Annotated in this window: 14 protein-coding genes and 1 pseudogene; 6 read left to right on the forward strand and 9 right to left on the reverse strand. The window is 71.2% G+C overall.

Annotated elements, in window-relative coordinates; translation table 11 throughout:
• The 3 genes and pseudogenes from ACVNF4_RS17085 to ACVNF4_RS17095 all read right to left on the reverse strand — a co-directional run.
• Positions 1 to 1,066: pseudogene (locus ACVNF4_RS17085) on the reverse strand (CDP-alcohol phosphatidyltransferase); the annotation flags it as partial.
• A gap of 214 nt (positions 1,067 to 1,280) precedes the next feature.
• Positions 1,281 to 3,218, reverse strand: a complete 1,938-nt coding sequence (locus ACVNF4_RS17090) for an amylo-alpha-1,6-glucosidase (RefSeq protein ID WP_461803673.1) — start codon at positions 3,216 to 3,218, stop codon at positions 1,281 to 1,283.
• A complete protein-coding gene (locus ACVNF4_RS17095) occupies positions 3,215 to 4,636 on the reverse strand; it encodes an MGH1-like glycoside hydrolase domain-containing protein (protein WP_461803674.1) in 1,422 nt (473 codons plus the stop codon). Before ACVNF4_RS17095 ends, ACVNF4_RS17090 begins: the two co-directional genes overlap by 4 nt.
• A gap of 124 nt (positions 4,637 to 4,760) precedes the next feature.
• Between ACVNF4_RS17095 and ACVNF4_RS17100 the strand changes: the two genes are divergently transcribed.
• The 3 genes from ACVNF4_RS17100 to ACVNF4_RS17110 all read left to right on the forward strand — a co-directional run bounded on the left by ACVNF4_RS17100 (position 4,761) and on the right by ACVNF4_RS17110 (position 10,244).
• The gene (locus ACVNF4_RS17100) at positions 4,761 to 5,981 is read left to right on the forward strand and encodes an ROK family protein (protein WP_461803675.1); all 1,221 of its coding nucleotides are present in this window, start codon (positions 4,761 to 4,763) and stop codon (positions 5,979 to 5,981) included.
• Between the two features lie 361 nt (positions 5,982 to 6,342).
• Entirely contained in the window at positions 6,343 to 9,063 is a 2,721-nt protein-coding gene (gene ppdK / locus ACVNF4_RS17105; RefSeq protein WP_461803676.1) for a pyruvate, phosphate dikinase, read from the forward strand.
• 257 nt (positions 9,064 to 9,320) lie between these two features.
• Positions 9,321 to 10,244 carry an oxidoreductase gene (locus tag ACVNF4_RS17110; protein WP_461803677.1) on the forward strand — a complete coding sequence of 308 codons (924 nt, stop codon included), beginning with the start codon at positions 9,321 to 9,323 and terminating at the stop codon, positions 10,242 to 10,244.
• Positions 10,245 to 10,290: 46 nt separating this feature from the next.
• Here the strand turns inward: ACVNF4_RS17110 and ACVNF4_RS17115 are convergent, their stop codons facing one another.
• Together ACVNF4_RS17115 and ACVNF4_RS17120 are read right to left on the reverse strand one after the other, a co-directional pair.
• Positions 10,291 to 12,183, reverse strand: coding sequence for a SulP family inorganic anion transporter (locus ACVNF4_RS17115; RefSeq protein ID WP_461803678.1), 1,893 nt, complete (start codon positions 12,181 to 12,183; stop codon positions 10,291 to 10,293).
• Positions 12,180 to 12,785 carry a carbonic anhydrase gene (locus tag ACVNF4_RS17120; protein ID WP_461803679.1) on the reverse strand — a complete coding sequence of 202 codons (606 nt, stop codon included), beginning with the start codon at positions 12,783 to 12,785 and terminating at the stop codon, positions 12,180 to 12,182. The genes ACVNF4_RS17115 and ACVNF4_RS17120 overlap by 4 nt, the downstream gene beginning before the upstream one ends.
• 246 nt (positions 12,786 to 13,031) lie before the next feature.
• Here ACVNF4_RS17120 and ACVNF4_RS17125 point away from each other — a divergent pair, with 246 nt between their 5' ends.
• Entirely contained in the window at positions 13,032 to 13,916 is an 885-nt protein-coding gene (locus ACVNF4_RS17125; protein WP_461803680.1) for a response regulator transcription factor, read from the forward strand.
• Entirely contained in the window at positions 13,913 to 15,385 is a 1,473-nt protein-coding gene (locus ACVNF4_RS17130) for a sensor histidine kinase (RefSeq protein WP_461803681.1), read from the forward strand. The genes ACVNF4_RS17125 and ACVNF4_RS17130 overlap by 4 nt, the downstream gene beginning before the upstream one ends.
• Positions 15,386 to 15,391: 6 nt before the next feature.
• Here ACVNF4_RS17130 and nirD read toward each other — a convergent pair whose 3' ends face one another.
• The gene (nirD, locus tag ACVNF4_RS17135) at positions 15,392 to 15,742 is read right to left on the reverse strand and encodes a nitrite reductase small subunit NirD (RefSeq protein WP_461803682.1); all 351 of its coding nucleotides are present in this window, start codon (positions 15,740 to 15,742) and stop codon (positions 15,392 to 15,394) included.
• Entirely contained in the window at positions 15,739 to 18,327 is a 2,589-nt protein-coding gene (nirB, locus tag ACVNF4_RS17140; RefSeq protein WP_461803683.1) for a nitrite reductase large subunit NirB, read from the reverse strand. The genes nirD and nirB overlap by 4 nt, the downstream gene beginning before the upstream one ends.
• A 174-nt stretch (positions 18,328 to 18,501) precedes the next feature.
• Between nirB and ACVNF4_RS17145 the strand changes: the two genes are divergently transcribed.
• Positions 18,502 to 19,284 (forward strand): sulfite exporter TauE/SafE family protein, encoded by a 783-nt coding sequence (locus tag ACVNF4_RS17145; protein WP_461803684.1) that lies wholly within the window; start codon positions 18,502 to 18,504, stop codon positions 19,282 to 19,284.
• Between the two features lie 13 nt (positions 19,285 to 19,297).
• Here ACVNF4_RS17145 and ACVNF4_RS17150 read toward each other — a convergent pair whose 3' ends face one another.
• Entirely contained in the window at positions 19,298 to 19,915 is a 618-nt protein-coding gene (locus tag ACVNF4_RS17150) for a class F sortase (RefSeq protein WP_461803685.1), read from the reverse strand.
• Between the two features lie 115 nt (positions 19,916 to 20,030).
• Positions 20,031 to 20,433 (reverse strand): hypothetical protein (locus ACVNF4_RS17155; protein ID WP_461803686.1); only part of this gene is annotated, 403 nt, incomplete at its 5' end.

Consider the following 20,433-nt stretch of genomic DNA (forward strand, 5'->3'; position numbering starts at 1 on the left):
GCTGCTGGTTGTCGATCCACAGCCCCGACATGGTCGTCGAGTGCCCGAACCAACTGCCGCCGCCGTACGTCGACGACGTCAGCCAGCCGCTCTTGGCGTGGAATCCGATCTTCGCCAGCGCCGCCGTGCTCTCGGTGAGCGTCCGGTCGACGCCGGGCGCCATGATCGGGTCCTCGATCGCGCTGCGGCCGTAGCTCTCGATGAACGTGAAGAGCATGTCCTTGCCGCGCAGATCCGGAACGAGCTGCGCCGGGGGTGTGTTGCCGAACTTGTCGTTCTTCGCGATCTTCTTGAACGCGGCCTCGTCCTTCAACGTCGCCTGGACCTGGATGCGTTGGTTGTTCAGCGCGCTCGCGGCACGGTAGGAGGCGAACGGGATACCGGCCACGTTCACGGTGAGGATCGTGCACGTGATCCACGCCGTCCCCACCAACAGCGTGCCACGCGTGGCCAGTTGGACGTCCCGGGCCAGGATGTTCCCGATCCGGATCAGCGCGCCGACCATTCCGGCGAACAGCAGCGCGACGAGGACGACGAGGCCGATCGCCAGCAGGTTCGCCGCCGTCTTGCCCGAGGCGTCCGCCACGTACGACTTCGCGTCGTCGAGCAACTCCCAGTCCAGCACGGGGTTGAAGCTGCGGCCGAGGTAGTCCCGGTACCCCATCTCCAGGGCGTTGACGACGGTCAGCGCCGCCAGGCCGATCCCTCCGACGACCGCGAACCAGAACCGGGGCCGCTTCGGCAGCGCGATCATCAGCGCCGCGACGACGATCGCCTCACCGGGGAACCGGATGAACGTGCTCGGCCTGAACGCCGCGACGGACACCGGCAGGAGGAACGAGACGTACACCAGCGCGACGGACAGCACGGTCCCGGTCCACCACACGATCCGCGCCGCGAGGGGATACCGCTCGCGCCACTCCCGGAGCACGGTGAACCGCTTGCGGGGCGCCTGCGGCGCATCCTCACCGGCGCCCTCACCGGCCTCCTCGACGCCTTCGGCCTTCACCGTGTCCTCGGGCGGCGTCGGTTCCGGCTGTTGACGTGAGCGTGTGGAGACAGGCACCCGAAGGTCCTTCCGTACGGAGCTGAGGCCAAGAAGGCCGGCGGACCCGGTGTGGAGGTCCGGGTCCGCCATCATTTCGTACGGGCTGTGCTCAGGGTGTGTTCATCAGCCGGGGACAGAAATAGGCAAACGCAGGGCAAACGGCGAACCAAGGGTCGAAGAGTCCCCAGGTACCCCCTCCCCGAGAGGTACGCCTGTGTCCCCTCCCGGAGAGCTACGCTCCGCCGACGGCGGTCAACAGTGCCAGCGGCGCCGCGGCCGAGCGGGATTCGCGAACGCACGCGTGCGGGTAGGGGACCGGTACCCCTTGGGTACCCCTCCCGTACCCCGCGAGTACCTCAGGGAGCCGATGCCCGCCCACCGTCGCCGCGTCCACCAGCGCGTGTGCCACGGCCTGGGCCTCGTCGTGCAGCCCGTACCGCGCGAGACCGAGCGTGATGAGCGCGTTGTCGTGCGGCCACACGGACCCCCGGTGGTACGAGAGGGGGTGATACGCGGCCTGCCCGGAGGCCAGCGTCCGCACCCCCCACCCCGAGAAGAAGTCGGGCTCCAGCAGCCGCCGCCCCACCACCTCCCCGTACTCCTTGTCGAGCAGCCCGGACCACAGCAGATGCCCGGCGTCGGAGGCGATGGCGTCGACCTGCCGCCCCTCGCCGTCGAGCGCCAGGGCCGGGAAGGAGGCGTTCGGCATCCAGAAGTCCCGCTGGAAGCGGTCCCGCAGATCCGCGGCGGCCTGTTCGAGGAGCTGGGCGTACGTCTCGTCCGCCCAGGCGGCACGTGATACCCAGGCGGTACGCCGCAGCGCGTCGTACGCGTACCCCTGGGCCCCCGCCGCCATCACGGTCCCCCGGACCCGTGACCCGTCGGCGGAGCAGATCGCGCCGGGGGAGTCCTTCCAGTTCTGGTTGGCGAGCCCGCCCTGGTCGGCGCGGTAGACGAGGTACCCGCGGGAGGAGAGCCCGCCGTGGTCGAGCATCCAGTCGATCGCGGCGCGGGCGTGGGACTCCAGACGGCGGGCGAGCGTGGTGTCCCCGGTCTGCTCCACGTACGCCCCGAGGACGACGAGGAACAGCGGCGTCGCGTCGACGGACCCGTAGTACCGCCCGTAGGGGACCTGCTGGAAGTGCGCCAGCTCGCCGTGCCGCACCTCGTGGACGATCTTCCCGGGCTGCGACACGGCGTGCGGCCCGGTCTCGGTGGCCTGGCTCGCGGCGAGCGCCCGCAGTGTGGCGTTCGCGAGCTGGGGCCGGTAGGGCAGTGCGAACATCGAGGTGAGCAGCGCGTCCCGGCCGAGGAGCGCGAGGAACCACGGTGCCCCGGCGGCCGGCACCCGCAGCTCCTCCCCGTCGGGCCCGACGGCGGGCACCTGGAGCGAGGCGAGGTCGGCGAGCCCCCGGGCACAGGCGGCGGCCAGCTCGGGCCACCCGGTGGGGAACGCGACCCCTTCGACGAACTCCGCCTCGGCTGCGAGGAGTTCCTCGCTGAGCGCGGCCGGCGACCGGGGTACGCGCAGCGCCCGCTTCTCGCCGTGCGGCCGGGCCATCACGCGTAACGTCACCTCGGCCGTGCCGTGCGGCTCCAACTCCAGTGCCCACACGAGCCGTCGGGCCCCGGTCCCGGTCTCCTCGACACCGTCGGGCGCGGGGTCGGCGGTGACCGTCGTACAGGACCGCCACTCGCCGCGCTGGTAGGTGAACTCCACCCCGTCGTCCAGGACATGGCGGCGCCGGACGACGCCGGACTTGGCGTAGGTGCGGTGGTCGGAGCGGAGTTCGAACTGGTCGGTGAAGTCGGCGTCGGCGGTCACCGCGAGCCGTACGGTCGTCGGCACCGGACGGTTGCTGACGACCTTCAGCGTCTCGATGAACGCGCCGTCCCCGACGGCCTGTTCACGGAAGAGCGTGCAGGACGGCGAGTCGCCCCGCCCGCCGCGCGGCACGAGGACACAGCTCGCGGTGTCCCCGGCGGCGACCGGCGTCAGCGCCTCGGGGACGGCCCCGTCGAGCGTGAGCTGCCAGCGGCTCAAGTGCCGTGCGTCGCGCACGAAGAGCCCTTCCAGGGCGGAGCCGGAGCGCACGCCGCTGATGTCCCCGCGCTCCCCGACGGCGGCGAACGTACCGCCGTGCACGAGCAGATGATGTCGGTCCGTCATCCCCGGATCCCTCCCTTGTTCCCCGCGACGGTCATGGCGTGCTCTGACGCCTCGTCAAGTTCCGTGTCGTGCAGCAGATCCAGCGTGAGCGCGGCGGTCCAGCCGAAGCCGGTGGCCCCGCAGGCCGCGCCGGTGTACGGGTCGACGTACTCGGCGAACTCCGAATCGCCCGCAGCCCGCAGGAAGCCGGAGCGCAGGGCGTCGGCCCGCACGCTCTCGCCGTGCTGCCGCAAGCCCCGCTCCAGCAGCCAGCTCGTGTTGAACCAGGCGGGCCCGCGCCAGTACCGGTGCGGGTCGAACGCCTCGCCCAGCAGGTCGTAGGACGGGACGAGCCGGGTGGCCTCCCCGAGCCCGAAGTGCCGCCCGCCCAGGGTCCGTACGAGTGCCGAGGCGACCTCGCGCGGCAGGCCGGGCAGCAGCAGCGGGACCAGTCCGGAGACGCCGCGCTCACGGATCAGGCCGCCGCCGACGACGTCCCGGCAGAAGAACATCCCCTCGGCCGGGTCCCACAGCCGCTCCAGGAGCGCGCCCGTCAGCCGTTCCGCGCGGGCGTGCCGTGCGGTGCCCGTCGCCCCCAACTCGTGGGCGATACGGGCGAGTGCGTGCTCGGAGGCGACGAGGAGGGCGTTGAAGGCGGGGTCCTCGACGGCGAACTCCCCGGCGCCGTCGGCGTATCCGCCGTCCCGGTAGTCGGTCGCGAGGCGGACGTACCGCCCGTAGTCGAGGTCGGTGGGGCGGTCCTCGGGGGCGCCGTGGTCGAGGTCCGCGCGCCGGAAGGACCGCGCGGGAGCGGGCGTGATCCGGGCCAACGGGGCGTCCCAGCAAGGGGAGTTGTCCATGCCCTGCTCCCAGGGGTGGACGACGCAGACCAGCCCGCCGCCGCCCAGGTCGCGCCGGTGCAGCAGATAGCGGTGCCAGGCGGCGAGCCGTGGGTAGACCCGGGACAGGAACCCGCGCGCCCGCGACAGACCGGGGTCGGCGCAGTGCACGAGCCAGGCGGCCAGCGCGTGGACCGGTGGCTGCACGATGCCGGAGGTCTGTACCGTGCGCGGGGCGCCCGCCGGGCGCCCGGCGGCCGAGGAACGCCAGAAGTCGGGGCTCGGGAAGTACGCGTCGAGCGGGACGGAGGGGTTGAAGACGATGTGCGGGATCCGTCCGTCGCCCCACTGGGCCGCCAGCAGCGTCTCCAGCTCGGTCTGCGCGCGCACCGGCGAGACGTGCCTGAGGCCGATCGCGATGAAGGCCGAGTCCCACGACCACTGGTGCGGGTACAGGCTGCGGGAGGGGACCGTCGATGTCCCGGTCCAGTTGTCCCGTAGTACCCGTACGGCCCTGAGGTGCAGCGATTCCGTACCACCCGGATCGTATGCAGTGGTGTGCCCGGCTGTGCGGGCGATGAGCTGGGCAGTGCGATCCACTCGGGGCTCCCCGAAGACGACATGGCTGACCGGCCGGTTCGGTAGTGGCTACCGTAGGGTTACGTCTATTTAACACGCAAAACTCAATATGTAATGCAAGCTGGAGAAACACAAGGGGGTGCGCATGACCGGTCGGACGTCCGCACGGGGTCAGGTTCGGGGTCAGGCGAGCGCCGGAGAACTGCTCGGGCTCGTACGGAGCGGGCGGGCGACGACGCGCGGCGCGCTCCAGCAGATGACGGGGCTCTCCCGGGCCACCGTCGGCCAGCGGCTGGACCGGCTCTTCCGGGCCGGCTGGCTGCGCGAGGGCGCCGGAGGCCCGGTCGACTCCCCGCTGGGGGGACGGCCCTCCATCACCCTGGAGTTCGACGACGCGCACGCCGTGGTCCTCACGGCGGACCTGGAGACCCGGCACGCCCGCGCGGCCGTCCTCTCCCTCACGGGCGAGGTACTCGCCGAGCACTCCGGGACTCTTGTCATCGAGGACGGTCCCGAGCAGGTCCTCGGTGAACTCGGTGCCTGGTTCGGGGAGTTGCTGGAGAAGGCGGGCCACCGGCCGGACGAGGTGTGCGGCATCGGCCTCGCCGTCCCCGGCCCCGTCGACCTGGAGACCGGCCGCGTCGTCCAGCCGCCGATCATGCCCGGGTGGGACGGGTACGACATAAGGGGCCGTCTCGCCCGGGCCTTCAGCGACCGCACCGGCGCTCCCCGGGTCCCGGTGCTCGTCGACAACGACGCCAACCTCATGGCGTACGGGGAGCAGCGCGCCGGGCACCCCGACTGCTCGGCGTTCGTGCTGGTCAAGGTGTCGACCGGGATCGGCGCCGGCGTCGTCGTCGGCGGGTCCGTCTTCCGGGGGATCGACGGCGGCGCGGGTGACATCGGGCATATCCGGGTGGGCGCGGAGGCGCTGTGCCGCTGCGGGTCGTACGGGTGTCTCGCGGCCGTCGCGAGCGGGGGCGCCGTCGCCCGGAGGCTGGCGGAGACCGGGGTGCCGGCGGCCTCGGGGGCGGACGTACGGGATCTGCTCGCCTCGGGGCACCCGGAGGCGGCGGCGCTCGCGCGGGAGGCCGGGCGGCAGGTCGGCGACGTCCTCGCGACCGTCGTCACCCTCCTCAACCCGGGGGTCCTGATGATCGCCGGGGACCTCGCGGGGACGCCGTTCCTGACCGGTGTGCGCGAGCTGCTCTACCAGCGGGCCCTGCCGCGCTCGACCGCTCACCTGGAGGTCGTGACCTCCCGGCTGGGGGAGCGGGCCGGGCTGATCGGGGCGGGGGCGATGGTGGTGGAGCACCTGTACGCGCCGGAGCGGGTGGAGGAGCGGTTGCTGGCTCTCGGGTACTAGGGGTCGTTCTCCAGAGTGATTCTCGCCACGCTTGATAGGTGATCCGCTCACATGAGCGGATCGTGAGTGGCTGTACTTCCTCAAGGGGTGGCACTGGGTGCCACCCCTTGATCGTTCATCGATCAAACTCAGACGTGTGGAATCGCGCTCATGTGAGCGCTAAGCTGGGTTGGGAGTGGGGAGTTGTGTTCAAGAAATGAATGAATGGCGGGTCTTTCCATTGCCCCGGCTTTACCTTTGATCCCATGGTTCATGGCGGGTTACCGGCATGTGACGCGCGCCTGGACCTCCCGAGAACCCTCTGATCTGGGTATGTTCCTCGTCGTCAGGGCAGCCGCCGCGTCCTTGAGGAGTCGGAACTGTGTCGGAGAACAAAACACCGCAGGCCGCGAAGTTCGTTTATGACTTCACCGAAGGAAACAGGGACCTCAAGGACCTCCTCGGTGGCAAGGGCGCGAACCTCGCCGAGATGACCAACCTGGGGCTACCCGTACCCCCCGGGTTCACCATCACGACCGAAGCGTGCAAGGTCTACCTGGAGACCGGCACCGAACCCGCGGCACTGCGTGACGAGGTCGGCGCACACCTGGACGCCCTCGAAACGCGCATGGGCAAGAAGCTCGGCCAGCCCGACAACCCCCTTCTGGTGTCGGTCCGTTCGGGCGCCAAGTTCTCCATGCCCGGCATGATGGACACGGTCCTCAACATCGGCCTCTCCGACAAGTCCGTCCAGGGCCTCGCCGCCCAGGCCGGCGACGACCGCTTCGCCTGGGACTCCTACCGGCGCCTGATCCAGATGTTCGGCAAGACCGTCCTCGACGTAGACGGCGAGCTCTTCGAGGAGGCGCTGGAGAAGGCCAAGCAGACCAAGAAGGTCACGGTCGACACCGAACTGGAGGCCGCCGACCTCAAGAAGCTCGTCAGCACCTTCAAGAAGATCGTGAAGCGCGAGACCGGCCGGGACTTCCCGCAGGACCCGCGCGAGCAGATGGACCTCGCGATCAAGGCGGTCTTCGACTCCTGGAACACCGACCGCGCCAAGCTCTACCGCCGCCAGGAGCGCATCCCCGGCGACCTCGGCACCGCCGTCAACGTCTGCTCCATGGTCTTCGGCAACCTCGGCCCCGACTCGGGCACCGGCGTCGCCTTCACCCGCGACCCCGCCTCCGGACATCAGGGGGTCTACGGGGACTACCTCCAGAACGCCCAGGGCGAGGACGTCGTCGCGGGTATCCGTAATACCGTCCCCCTCGCGGAGCTGGAGACGATCGACAAGGCGTCCTACGACCAGCTCATGCGGATCATGGAGACGCTGGAGAACCACTACAAGGACCTCTGCGACATCGAGTTCACCATCGAGCGCGGACAGCTGTGGATGCTCCAGACCCGGGTCGGCAAGCGGACCGCCGGCGCCGCGTTCCGGATCGCCACCCAACTCGTCGACCAGGGCCTCATCGACGAGACCGAGGCCCTCCAGCGCGTCACCGGCGCCCAGTTGGCGCAGCTGATGTTCCCCCGCTTCGACGAGCACGCCAAGGCCGAGCAGGTCGGCCGGGGCATCGCCGCCTCGCCCGGCGCGGCCGTCGGCAAGGCCGTCTTCGACTCGTACACCGCCGTCAAGTGGTCGCGTTCCGGCGAGAAGGTCATCCTGGTCCGCCGCGAGACCAACCCCGACGACCTCGACGGCATGATCGCCGCCGAGGGCATCCTGACCTCGCGCGGCGGCAAGACCTCGCACGCGGCCGTCGTCGCGCGCGGCATGGGCAAGACCTGTGTCTGCGGCGCCGAGGAACTGGAGGTCGACACCAAACGGCGCCGGATGACCGTACCGGGCGGGCACGTCGTGGAGGAGGGCGACCTCATCTCCATCGACGGCTCCACCGGCAAGGTCTACCTCGGCGAGGTGCCCGTCGTGCCGTCGCCGGTCGTCGAGTACTTCGAGGGCCGCATGCACGCGGGCGCCGACGACGCCGACGAACTCGTCGAGGCCGTCCACCGCGTCATGGCGTTCGCCGACCGCAAGCGCCGGCTGCGGGTGCGCGCCAACGCCGACAACGCCGAAGACGCCCTGCGCGCACGGCGGTTCGGCGCCCAGGGGATCGGACTGTGCCGCACCGAGCACATGTTCCTCGGCGACCGGCGCGAGCTGGTCGAGCGGCTCATCCTCGCCGACACCGACACCGAGCGCGAGGAGTCGCTGAAGGAGCTTCTCCCGCTCCAGAGGCGGGACTTCGTCGAGCTGTTCGAGGCGATGGACGGACTCCCCGTCACCGTCCGCCTGTTGGACCCGCCGCTGCACGAATTCCTGCCGGACATCACCGAGTTGTCGGTCCGCGTCGCCCTCGCCGAGTCCCGCAAGGACCCGCACGAGAACGACCTGCGCCTTCTCCAGGCCGTCCACCGCCTGCACGAGCAGAACCCCATGCTGGGGCTGCGCGGGGTGCGTCTCGGCCTCGTCATCCCCGGCCTGTTCACCATGCAGGTACGGGCGATCGCCGAAGCCGCAGCCGCCCGCAAGGCCGCCAAGGGCGACCCGCGCGCCGAGATCATGATCCCGCTCGTCGGCACCGTCCAGGAGCTGGAGATCGTCCGCGAGGAGGCCGACCAGGTCATCGCCGAGGTCGAGGCGGCCACCGGCACCGAGCTCAAGCTGTCCATCGGCACGATGATCGAGCTGCCCCGCGCCGCCCTGACGGCCGATCAGATCGCCGAGGCCGCCGAGTTCTTCAGCTTCGGCACCAACGACCTCACCCAGACCGTCTGGGGGTTCAGCCGCGACGACGTCGAAGCCTCCTTCTTCACCGCCTACTTGGAGAAGGGCATCTTCGGGGTCTCCCCCTTCGAGACGATCGACCGCGACGGCGTCGGCTCCCTCGTCAGGTCCGCCGCCGAGGCCGGCCGCCGCACCCGCCCCGACCTCAAACTCGGCGTCTGCGGCGAGCACGGCGGCGACCCCGAGTCCGTCCACTTCTTCCACGAGGTCGGCCTCGACTACGTCTCCTGCTCCCCGTTCCGGATCCCCGTCGCCCGCCTCGAAGCAGGCCGCGCGGCCACCCAGTCGGAAGGCAGCGACCACCGCTGACCCCGGCCCCGGAACCCCGCCGGTCCCCGACCCTCACCGATCGGCGGCGGTCCCGGTACACAGGAGAGGGCGGCGCCCTGTGCGGGGGCGCCGCCCTCCGTGCTGCCCCGCGCACCGGGCCGGGGGTACCCGAGGAGTAGTTCCCGTACAACGTTCGGGGGACGGTTCGGTCATTTCCGTGTCTCTTACATACGCCACCCCGACAGTGACACTCCTAGTGTGGAGAGGATCACCGCACGAGGAGGGAGCAGCGAGCCATGGGCGGCTGGAGCACGGGGGAGATCCCGGATCAGGAGGGCCGCGTCGCGGTCGTCACCGGGGCCAACAGCGGCCTCGGGTACATCGCCGCGCGCGAGCTGGCGCGCAAGGGGGCGTGCGTCGTCCTGGCGTGCCGCAGCGAGACACGCGGGAAGACGGCCGCCGAGCGGCTGCGGGGCGAGGTGCCCGACGCGGACGTCGAGGTCCGCCTCCTCGACCTGGGCGACCTGCGCTCCGTCCACCGCTTCGCGGAACGCCTCCCGTACGACCGCGTCGACCTGCTCGTCAACAACGCGGGCGTGATGGCCGTCCCCTACGGGACCACCGCGGACGGCTTCGAGACCCAGTTCGGCGTCAACCACCTCGGGCACTTCGCACTGACCGGGCTCCTGCTGCCCCGGCTCCTCGACGCCGGCCCCGGCGCCCGGATCGTCACCGTCTCCAGCATCATGCACGCCATGTCCAACGTGGACCTCCGCGACCCCAACGGCCTGCGCAGCTACCACCGTTGGACCGCGTACGCCCGCTCCAAGACCGCCAACCTGCTCTTCACCCACACCCTCGCCCGGCGGCTCGCCGACGCCGGTTCCCCGGTCGTGGCCGCCGCCGCGCACCCCGGGTACGCCTCGACCGGCCTCGGGGCGGGGGTCGGCGGGCGCGGCAGCCGGCTCCTCATGGAACTCGGGGACCGCGCGGTCGCCCAGTCCGCCGAGACCGGCGCCCTCCCCATCCTCTACGCGGCCACCGCCGACGCCGTCCGCCCCGACTCCTTCACCGGACCGTCCTTCGCGATGTGGCGCGGGGCACCGGCACCGTCGTGGCGGGCGCCCCGGACCCGGGACGACCGGGTGGCGGAGTGGCTGTGGGAGGTTTCGGAGCGGATGACGGGGGTGGTGTACGAGGGGTTGGGGACGAAGGGGTGAGGACGAGGGGCTGAGGACGAGGGGTTGAAGGCGGGGTGATTCGAGGTCACCGGCCGGTGTAGTACCCGTACGACTCCTGGGGGGACCCGTAGTACCCGGACCCCTGGGGGGACTCGTAGTACCCGTACGACCCGTAGCCCTGCCCCGCGTACTCCTGCGCGTACCGGTCCGCGAAGTCCTCCGGCATCGGGGTCGTGTCGAGGTAGAACCACTCGGCCGTGGGGGAGGGGGTGGAGGGGACGGAGGAAGCGGCGGCGGGCGCCGGGGTGGGGACGGGGGGTGTCCGGCGGGGCAGCGGTGTCTCCGCAACCGTTTCCTCCAGGGTTTCCCCGGCCTTCCAGTTCTCCCCGAGCCGCCGCTGCTCGTCCCGCCTCTCGTCCGGCATGAACAACTCCACCCGCACGCCCTTCCCCCGCTGCTGCGCCACGAACTCCTCCACCTGGCTGCGGCACGCGTGGTCGAGATGCGTCACCCCCGTCAGGTCCAGCCGGATGCGCGGCTTGCCCGACTCCGCCGCCCCCTCCAGCGCCTCGATCACCTCGGGCAGCCGCAGGAACGTCGCGTTGCCGGCCATCACGACCTTCGCCGTGTCCTCCTCCTCGTGCCGCCGGATCACGGTCCGCGACATCCGCAGCGCGGCCAGCACGATCCCGGCGGCGAGCCCGATCAGCACCCCTTCCAGCAGGGCCGTCGCGACGATCACGAGCGTGGTGACCGTCATGACCGCGAACTCGCCCCGGTCCTGCCGCCACATCTTCGGGAACTGCTCCGGCGCGAACAACTTCCAGCCGCTGTGCACCAGTACACCCGCGAGGACGGAGATCGGGATCAGCGCGAGCACCTGCGGCAGCAGCATCGCGAACGCCAACAGCCAGACGCCGTGCAGGGTTCGGGACAGCCGCGTCTTCGCACCGGCCTGCACATTCGCCGAACTCCGGGCCACGACAGCGGTGATGGGCAGCGCGCCCAGCAGCCCGGCGACCGTGTTCCCGGCGCCCTGCGCGATCAGCTCGGGGTTGTAGCGGGTACGCGCCCCGTCGTGCATCCGGTCCACCGCGGCGGCCGTGAACAGCGACTCGGCGGACGCGATGACCGTGAACGTCAGGATCGCGGTGATGATCCCGGCGTCCGCGAGCCCCGCGAACTCCTTGGGCCCCGGCACGGAGATCGAGGCCAGCAGATTGCCGACCTGGAGGGTCTTCACCTCCACCCCGGGCAGCGCCGCGACCCCGATCCCGATCACCACGGCGACCAGCGCGGCCGGCACCTTCTTGACCGGCCCCGGCGCCTTCTTCCACAGGAAGCTGAGGACGACGGTGACGACGCCGAGGCCCGCCGCGATCAGCGCCTGCGGGTTCGCGAAGGTGTCCGCGAGCAGCCCCGGGACACCGGCCATGTTCTCCAGCGGCGTGCCGGGCGCCTTCGCGTCCATCATCGGATACGCCTGGCTGAACATCAGCGGCAGCCCGATCCCGGCCAGCATGCCCTGGATGATGGCCAGCGAGATTGCCTGGAAGAACCGCCCCAACCGCACGAGTCCCAGGACGATCTGGAGCAGACCGGAGAAGAGGACGATCACCCCCAGCATCGCGACTCCGTACTCCAGCACGGTCTCCGCGACGAGCGCCGCCAACCCGGCGGCAGGGCCGCTGACTTGGAGCGTCGAACCCCGCGCCGCGCCCACCACCAGACCGCCGATCACCCCCGAGATGATCCCCAACTCGGCGGGTACACCCGAGGCGACGGCGACACCGATGCACAGCGGGAGGGCGACGAGGAAGACGACCAGGGAGGCGGTGATCTCAGTACCGATGTCGGCCTTGGGCCCCTTGGAGCCGGTGGGCTTCGACGCCGGCCGGGGTGGCACACCGCGACCGACTCCCGTGCTCTCCTGGCGACTTCGCGCGCGCCCCACGCGCGCCGAGTGCGTCCCGCTCATGCCGCGTGCACCCGGAAAGCCCCGTCGGTGTCCAACTCGTGCACCTTCCCTGTGTGGACCTCGTAGTACCAGCCGTGCAGCCGCAGCCGCCCCTCCGCCACCCGCCGCCGCGCCACCGGATAACTCCCCAGCTCGGCAAGCTGGTTGACGACGTTCAGCTGAGTGACGTCCGGCAGCGACGGCCGGCTCGGTTCGGCGTCCAGTGCGGGCGCGAGCCCCGGCCGGGCGAGACCGAGCCAGGCGGCGACACCGGGCAGCGTGGAGAGGTCGTCCCCCGAGGTGATCGCACCCATCGCCCCGCAGTGCGAGTGACCGCAGACGACGACGTCCTGAACGCCGAGCACCTCCAGCGCGTACTCGATGGTGGCGGCCTCACCGGAGGGGCCCTGTCCGTCGTGCGGCGGGACGATATTCCCTGCGTTACGCAGCTCGAATATCTCGCCGGGCCGTGCTCCGGTGATGAGCGCGGGTATCACGCGCGAGTCCGAGCAGGTGATGAACAGGACTTCCGGGCTTTGCCCGTCGGCCAGTTTCCGATATTCACCGCTTTCGAAGTCGACACGCCGCTTGAACGACCGCGCGCGGTCCAGTAGAGCCTGCACGTTTCCTCCCGATGAACTCGCGCCACGAAATCGCGCTGCGAAGAAGATCCCCAGGTCAGAGGTGTGTGTTCCAGAACGTTAGAGGAGCGTCGGCCAGCGGAAGGTTAGCGGAACACTAAATCGCCGATAGGCGTCGGACATTTCTTGACGCGATCGATCGAGGTGCTGGGTTGCTGCTACCGTGGCGAATCCGAGGCGGCGCGTGAAATCGAGTTGAGCGCCCGGCATCGAATGGAAGAGAAACGCATGGGTGGCGTACGAGTCCTGCTCATCGAGGACGACCACACGATCGCCGAACCGCTCGTCGAGGGTCTCGGCCACTTCGGCCTGACGGTGCAGCACGTCAGCACCGGGGGCGAGGGGCTCAGGGGGCCGTACGGCGATGTCGTCCTGCTCGATCTGGGGCTGCCGGACATCGACGGCATCGACGTCTGCCGGGGCATCCGCAGCGTCTCCGAGGTGCCCATCATCATCCTGAGCGCACGCGGCGAGGAGGCCGACCGGGTCCTGGGGCTGGAGCTGGGGGCGGACGACTACCTCGCGAAGCCGTTCAGCATGCGGGAGCTGGTGGCGCGGGTGCGGGCGGTCACCCGGAGGTCCCAACGGGTCAGCGGGGGAGGGGAGTTCGTACCGCAGCCCGTGCCGCAAGAGGCCTACTCCACGGCTCCCTCGGCCCCTTACGTCCCTCCCGCGCCCGCCGCCCCCTACATACCCGCCGCTCCCTACACCCCCTACTCCCCGCCCGAGCCCGCCCCTCCCGCCGCCGCTTCCGCACCCCAACCCCCTTCCCTCTCCGGCCCGTTGGTGGTCGACCGGCGTACCCGACAGGTCTGGGTCGGTGACGACACCGTCGTCCTCACGCCCAAGGAGTTCGACCTCCTGGCCCTGCTCACCGAGGACCCGGGCGCGGTCTACTCCCGCCAGCAGATCCTGGACCGGGTCTGGGACCCCCACTACCAGGGCCCGACCAAGACCCTGGACGTCCATGTCGCCACCCTGCGCCGCAAGTTGGGCAACCCGGCGTGGATCCAGACCCTCCGGGGTGTCGGTTTCCGGCTCGCCGTGCAGACACAGCCCCAGCCGCAGGCCCCGGCCCCCGCGCCCCTCTACGACTGGACGGCGGCCCGATGACCCGCCGTCTCCTGCTGAGCTACCTCACGCTCGCCGCGCTCGTCCTGCTCTGCCTCGAAATCCCCCTGGGATACGTGTACTCGGGCGCGGAGCGCGAGCGGGTCGTCAACCTCGCGAAGGACGAGGCGGAGTCGGTGTCCGCCTACGCCTCGCTCTCCATCTCGGCGGGCCGCGCGGCCCAGGACCTCCCCGAACGGGCCAAGCACTGCGCGGCCCGCATCGGCGGCAAGGTCCTGATCGTCGACGCGGACGGCGGCCTCCTCGCCTCCTCCCACCCCCTCACCGGCACCGAGGAGCACGACCTCGCCGACTGGCCGGGCATCGCCGCCGCCCTCAAGGGTGCGGCGACCGCCGACGTCCGCACCTCCACCATCGGCGGCGTCCAGTACCTCGCCGCCTCCGCGCCGATCGCGCACGGCGCCGAACCGCAGGGCGCGGTCCGGATCACCCTGCCGACCCAGATGGTCCACGAACGCGTCCACCACGTCTGGCTGCTGCTCCTCGGGGGCGGTGTGGCCGTGCTCGCCGCGGTGGCCGTCGTCGGGTTCGCCATCGCCAGTTGGACGGGCCGGCCGATCCGCGAACTGGAGCGGGCCACCCGCGAGTTGGCGAGCAGCGGCACCGCAGCTCCGGTGAAGATCACCGACGGGCCGCCCGAAGTCCGCAGCCTGGCGGCCACGTTCAACCACACGGCCGCCCGCCTCGAACATCTCCTGTCCTCGCAGCGGGCGTTCGCGGGCGAGGCGTCCCACCAGCTGAAGACGCCACTCGCCGCGCTGCGCCTGCGACTTGAGAACCTGGAGAACCACATCGCGCTCCAGGCACGCGGCAGCCTCGACGCGGCGATGACCGAGACCGACCGGCTCGCCCGGATGGTCGAGGGCCTCCTCGCGATGGCCCGGCTGGACGAGAAGGCCGCCGAACGCGAACGCGTCGACCTCGACGCCGTGCGCGCCGAACGGCACCACGCCTGGGCCCCGTTGTACGAGCGGCAGGGTGTGCGGCTCGCCCTCGCCGGTGACCCCGTCGGCCTGGTCAGCGCCGTACCCGGGGCGGTCGAGCAGATCCTCGACAACTTCCTCTCCAACGCCCTGCGGGTGTCGCCCGCCGGCACCACCGTCTTCGTCGAGGTACGGCGCACCGCACCGCACGAACGCCGGTTCACCGCCCGCCAGTTCACCCAGCCGTTCGTCGAACTCCACGTCATGGACGAGGGCCCCGGCATGACCGAGGAACAGCGCCGCCGCGCCTTCGACCGCTTCTGGCGGGCCCCCGGCGCCCCCAAGGGCGGCACCGGTCTCGGCCTCGCCCTCGTCCAGCGCCTGGCCCACGCGAGCGGCGGCGAGGCCCTGCTGCGCATGGCTCCGCTGGGCGGCCTCGACGCCTTCGTCCGGCTGCCCGCGATGGCCCCGGCCAAGCCGGCGCACCGACCGGAGAGGGAACTGCAAATGGCGCGCGGACAGGGCTAGTTCGGTTCAGCCGAGCCTCACCTCGTAGGTGGCGACCCGTACGCCGTCGTCGTCCAGGCACTCCCCGCTCGCCAGGTCGAAACGCTGCTTCAGCAGGGGGGAGGCGACGAACGGGCGGCCCTGGTGGGTGCCGGTGAGGCCGCGGGAGAGAACTCCCGCGCCGCTGAAGGGATCCCGGTTGTCGATGGCGTACAACTCGCCGCCGCGGCCCTGGAAGAGGGCCACCTGACGGCCGTCCGGAAGGAGGGCGGCTACGCCCCGGCCCGGCAGCAGCGCGGCGAGATCACAGACCGTCAGCCAGGTGCCGGCCAGGCCGACTTGGACTTTCAGTGCGGTCGTCTCGGGTGCCAGGGTCATCGCTGGGCACTTCCTTCCATGGGGCGCATGCCGATCGACAGCAGGGGCAGGTCGGGCTTGATCTGTTCGCGCTCCGGGACGAACCCGACGACCGGGTCGGGGGTGTCGGGCGCGTTCACGAACGACACGAACCGGGCGAGCTTCTCCGGGTTGTCGATGGTCTCCGCCCACTCGTCGCGGTAGTTCGCGACGTGCGCCGCCATCAGCGACTCCAGCTCCTCACAGATGCCGAGGGAGTCCTCGACCACCACCTCCCGGACGTGGTCGAGGCCGCCGGGGATCCGCTCCAGCCAGGTCGAGGTGCGCTCCAGGCGGTCGGCGGTGCGGATGTAGAACATCAGGAACCGGTCGATGAGCCTGACGAGTCGGGCGTCGTCGAGGTCCTGGGCGAGGAGGTCCGCGTGGCGCGGGGTGGCGCCGCCGTTGCCGCCGACGTACAGGTTCCAGCCGTTCGACGTCGCGATGATCCCGAAGTCCTTCGACTGGGCCTCCGCGCACTCACGGGCGCAGCCCGACACCGCCGACTTCAGCTTGTGCGGCGACCTCAGGCCCCGGTAGCGCAGCTCCAGTTCGATCGCCATCCGCACCGAGTCCTGGACGCCGTAGCGGCACCAGGTCTGGCCGACGCAGGACTTCACGGTCCGCAGCGCCTTGCCGTACGCGTGCCCCGACTCGAAACCGGCGTCCACCAACCGGGCCCAGATCAGCGGGAGTTGTTCGACTCGGGCGCCGAAGAGATCGATGCGCTGGCCGCCGGTGATCTTCGTGTAGAGGCCGAAGTCGCGGGCCACCTCGCCGATGACGATGAGCTTCTCCGGGGTGATCTCGCCGCCGGGGATGCGCGGGACGACCGAATAGGAGCCGTTCTTCTGGATGTTGGCGAGGAAATGGTCGTTGGAGTCCTGGAGGGACGCCTGTTCGCCGTCGAGGATGTAGACGCTCGCGCCGATCACCGGGGCGAGAGAGGCGATGATCGAGCCGACGGCCGGCTTGCAGACCTCGCAGCCGTCACCGCCCCGGGCCTCCTCGCGGCCGTAGCGGTCGAGGAGTTCACGGTAGGTGTTGATGCGCAGGGCGAGGACGATCTCGTACAGCTCCTCGCGGGTCCGCCCGAAGCAGCCGCACAGCCCCTTGTCGACCTCGACGCCGCTCGCCTCCAGCTCGGCGGTGACGAGCTGGCCCAGCACCTTCACGCAACTGCCGCAGCTGGTACCGGCCTTGGTGCACTTCTTCACCTCGGGGACCGTCGTGCAGGCGTGCTCGGTGACCGCGCCGCGGATCGCCCCCTTGGTGACGTTGTTGCAGGAGCAGATCACCGCCTCGTCCGGCAGCGCGGCCGGACCGAGCTGCGCGCCGCCGCTCGAACCGGCGGGCAGCACAAGGGACTCGGGGGAGAGAGGCGGGACCGAACCGGTGAACGCGCGCAGTGTGCCGTACGCCTCCGCGTCGCCGACGAGGATGCCGCCGAGCAGTGTGCCGTCCCGGGCGACCACCAGTTTCTTGTAGAGGCCGGAGCGGGCGTCCGAGTAGACGACCTCCAGGCAGTCCTCGGCGGTGCCGTGCGCGTCGCCGAAGGAGGCGACGTCCACGCCGAGCAGCTTCAGCTTCGTCGACAAGTCCGCGCCCAGGAAGGCGGATTCGTCCTCGGCGAGGGTCGCGGCGACCGTCTCCGCCTGCTCGTAGCCGGGCGCGACGAGCCCGTACACCCGGCCGTCCGCCGCGAGCGCGCACTCACCGATCGCGAACACCGCCGGGTCGGTGACCGTGCGGCACTGCTCGTCGACCGCGATGCCGCCGCGCTCGCCCACCGACAGGCCGCAGTCCCGGGCGAGTTGGTCGCGGGGGCGGACACCGGCGCTGAACACCACCAGATCCGCGGCGACTTGGGACCCGTCCGACAGCGTCATGCCGGTGACCGCGCCGTCCTCGCCGGCGACGATCTCCTGGGTGCCGGTCCCGGTGTGGACGCTCAGGCCCATCTCCTCGATGGTGCGCAGCAGCGCCGCGCCACCGCCCTCGTCGACCTGCACCGGCATCAGCCGGGGCGCGAACTCCACGATGTGCGTGGCGAGTCCGAGCCCTTGGAGTGCGCCTGCCGCCTCCAGGCCGAGCAGCCCGCCGCCGACGACGGCACCGACGCTCGCGCCCGCCTTCGCGTACTCCTCGATCGCGAGGAGGTCGTCGATCGTCCGGTACACGAAGCAGCCGGCCGCCTCCTTGCCGGGCACGGGTGGGACGAACGGGTAGGAGCCGGTGGCGAGTACGAGAGTGTCGTACTCGACTCGCAGGCCCGATCGGGAAGTCACCGTCCGCGTCTCGCGGTCGACGGTCTCCGCCGGGTCCCCGATGTGCAGCTCGATGCCGTGCTCGGCGATGAACTCCGGGTCCGTCAGGGAGAGTTCCTCGGGAGTGGTGCCCGAGAAGTACGAGGTGAGCCGTACGCGGTCGTACGCCGGACGCGGCTCCTCGCACAGCACGACCACGCGGTGCGTCGCGGTCAGGCCGCGCGCGGCGAGCGCTTCGAGGAAGCGCTGGCCGACCATGCCGTGGCCGACAAGCACGATCGTGGGGGTGTCCGTGGGCATCAGCAGCCTCCGTCCATCGAGGTCATGCCGTCGAGCCTGCGGCGCGGACGTTACCCGACCGCATCACGCCTGTTTCCCACGGGGAACGCTGCCCTCAGCGGGGGCGGGGGCGGGGTGTGAGGTTGCGCTCATGTCGGTGGACTCTGCACACATCTCCTCCGTAGGCTCCCGATCATGCCCGACATACCCCTGACCACCCTGTTTCTGCTCTGCCTGGCCGCGCTCGCGGCCGGCTGGATCGACGCGGTGGTGGGCGGCGGCGGCCTCCTCCTGCTCCCCGCGCTCCTCCTCGGCCTCCCCGCGGGCACCCCGGCCGCCCACGCCCTCGGCACCAACAAGGCGATCGCGATCGTCGGCACGTCCGGCGCGGCGGTCACCTACGTCCGGAAGACCAAGGTGGACGTCGGGCTCGCCGTCCGCATCGGCGTCGCGGCCCTGCTCGGCTCCTCCGGGGGCGCGTTCCTCGCGGCGGGCATGAGCACGGCGGTCCTCAAGCCGGTGATCATGGTCGTCCTGCTCGCGGTCGCGGCCTTCGTCATCGCCCGCCCGGCCTTCGGCACGGCGCCGACGACCGGGCCGGCGGGCCCGCGCCGGGTACTCGCGGCGATCGCCCTGGCCGGCGTGGGAATCGGTTTCTACGACGGTCTCATCGGCCCCGGCACCGGCACGTTCCTCGTCCTCGCGCTCACCGCGATCCTCCACTTCGACCTGGTCACCGCCTCCGCGACCGCCAAGATCGTCAACTGCTGCACCAACGCGGGCGCCCTCGCCACCTTCGCCTGGCAGGGCGCCGTGATCTGGCAACTCGCCGCGCTGCTCGCGGTGTTCAACTTCATCGGCGGGACGGTGGGGGCGCGCACGGCGCTGAAGAAGGGCAGCGGGTTCGTGCGGGTCGTGCTGCTGACGGTGGTGTTCGCGCTGGTGACGAACATGGCGTACGAGCAGTGGCTCGCCTGAGGTAGTACGGGTATCACCGGGTCCCCGTGAGGTGCGCGAACACCACCACGTTCCCCTGATATCCCGTAGACCTTGAGTACGGCCCCCCACAGGTGATCACCCGGAGTTCGGGGCGGTCGGCGGCGCCGTACACCTTCTCGTCGGGGAAGGCGCTCGCCTGGAACACCTCGACGGCGTCGACGGAGAACAGGGCGACGGTGCCGTCCCGGCGCCGGACCTCGATGGCGGCACCCTTGCGCAGGGCGCCGAGGGAGTAGAAGACGGCGGGTCCGTCGGCGTTGTCGACATGGCCCGCGACGACGGCGGTGCCCTTCTCGCCGGGGGTCGTGCCTGCCTCGTACCAGCCCGCGAGGTTCTTCTTCTCGGCGGGCGGGACGTCGAGGCTCCCGTAGGGGGTGAGCCCGAGGCCCATCAGGGGCGCGTCCACGCGGAGGGACGGGATGCGGATGCGGTCCGGGGGAGAGGGTGGCAGCGCGGGCGCCGAGCGGGGGTCGACGGCGGCGGTGCGGGCCTGCGCGGCGGACGGCTGCGGCGGGGCGTGTTCCTCGGCGCCGTTGTGCAGCAGCCAGGCACCCGAACAGAGCGCGGTGACCGTGACGGCAGCTATCGCGGTGTTCCCGACCCTGGGCATACGACGTTCCCCTCTCGCCTGGACTGGTCCCCGTACCCCCTCCGGGTCACGAGGGGCGTCGGACCCGGAGGGGAGGGGTGTGCGGTACCGGAGGACGGGCAGCGGAGGGTGCCCGTCAGATCCCGTCGCCTCTCGCCCGGCGATGCAGGAGCCAGGTACCGCCCGCGGCGGCGACGGCGAGTGCCGCCACGCCGGCCGCGGTCTGCACGGGGTCGGGGCCCAGAGCGCCGCCGACCCCCGTCTTCACACTCCCTCTCGGGTATGACGGCTGCCGGGCGGAGGCGAGCGTCACCACGAGGTCCCCGGTGACCCTCTTCCCGCCCTCGGCGCACTCGGCGACGATCTCGTACGTCCCCGGCTGCGCGCTCGGCGGCACCCTGAACTGCCCGATGGCGTCGCCCTCGTGGGTGGAGGGCGCGAGGGTGAACCGCCCGGCACCCACCGCGCCGGCGTCCCCGGCGGCCGTCCCGCCGTCACCGCACGCGGTGGTGTTGACGGTGACCTGCGCGCCGGGCACG

This window comes from Streptomyces sp. S6, assembly GCF_054880855.1.

Excerpts from the sequence above, each read along its gene's own strand:
- ACVNF4_RS17090 (WP_461803673.1), bottom strand. The coding sequence starts at position 3,218 with ATGACGGACCGACATCATCTGCTCGTGCACGGCGGTACGTTCGCCGCC.
- ACVNF4_RS17100 (WP_461803675.1), top strand. The coding sequence starts at position 4,761 with ATGACCGGTCGGACGTCCGCACGGGGTCAGGTTCGGGGTCAGGCGAGC.
- ACVNF4_RS17110 (WP_461803677.1), top strand. The coding sequence starts at position 9,321 with ATGGGCGGCTGGAGCACGGGGGAGATCCCGGATCAGGAGGGCCGCGTC.
- ACVNF4_RS17115 (WP_461803678.1), bottom strand. The coding sequence starts at position 12,183 with ATGAGCGGGACGCACTCGGCGCGCGTGGGGCGCGCGCGAAGTCGCCAG.
- ACVNF4_RS17125 (WP_461803680.1), top strand. The coding sequence starts at position 13,032 with ATGGGTGGCGTACGAGTCCTGCTCATCGAGGACGACCACACGATCGCC.
- ACVNF4_RS17130 (WP_461803681.1), top strand. The coding sequence starts at position 13,913 with ATGACCCGCCGTCTCCTGCTGAGCTACCTCACGCTCGCCGCGCTCGTC.
- nirD (WP_461803682.1), bottom strand. The coding sequence starts at position 15,742 with ATGACCCTGGCACCCGAGACGACCGCACTGAAAGTCCAAGTCGGCCTG.
- nirB (WP_461803683.1), bottom strand. The coding sequence starts at position 18,327 with ATGCCCACGGACACCCCCACGATCGTGCTTGTCGGCCACGGCATGGTC.
- ACVNF4_RS17145 (WP_461803684.1), top strand. The coding sequence starts at position 18,502 with ATGCCCGACATACCCCTGACCACCCTGTTTCTGCTCTGCCTGGCCGCG.
- ACVNF4_RS17150 (WP_461803685.1), bottom strand. The coding sequence starts at position 19,915 with ATGCCCAGGGTCGGGAACACCGCGATAGCTGCCGTCACGGTCACCGCG.